Source organism: Neisseria sp. P0021.S007, assembly GCF_051956855.1.
In genome coordinates this window covers 1-520 of sequence record NZ_JBQCXA010001183.1, presented here as the reverse complement: position 1 = coordinate 520, position 520 = coordinate 1, and the positions used below count along the sequence as shown (strand labels likewise).

At 52.3% G+C, this 520-nt stretch carries 1 protein-coding gene; it reads right to left on the bottom strand.

From position 1 onward, the window contains the following. Positions 1–45: 45 nt before the first annotated feature. Positions 46–520, bottom strand: a 475-nt coding sequence (locus tag ACTHUR_RS18180) for a 2-oxo acid dehydrogenase subunit E2 (RefSeq protein WP_440400159.1), incomplete at its 5' end; no start/stop codon positions are given.

Genomic DNA, 520 nt, shown 5'->3' with positions numbered 1-520 from the left:
GACCTGTTGGGCCGTATGCCGCAGGTCGTCTGAAATACGCTCGGATTACAGAGTAATGCGGCGAAAGTCTTTCAACAGGTTCGCCAGGAATACGGTAAAGCGCATACCGGCGGCACCGTCGATGACGCGGTGGTCGAAGGACAGGCTCAACGGACACATCAGGCGCGGAGCGAACTCTTTACCGTTCCAAACCGGTTTGATTTGGGATTTGCACACACCCAAAATAGCAACTTCAGGTGCGTTCACAATCGGAGTGAAGCCTGTACCGCCGATGCCGCCCAAGCTGGAAATGGTAAAGCAGGCGCCTTGCATTTCTTGCGGTTTGAGCTTGCCTTCGCGGGCTTTCTTAGACAATTCGGTCAGCTCTTGGCTGATTTCTTTCAGACCTTTTTGATCCACGTCTTTGATAACGGGAACAACCAAGCCGTTCGGCGTATCGGCTGCGAAACCGATGTTGAAGTAGTTTTTCAGAACCAGATTGTCGCCGTCCAAAGAAGCGTTGAATTCAGGGAAGGCTTTC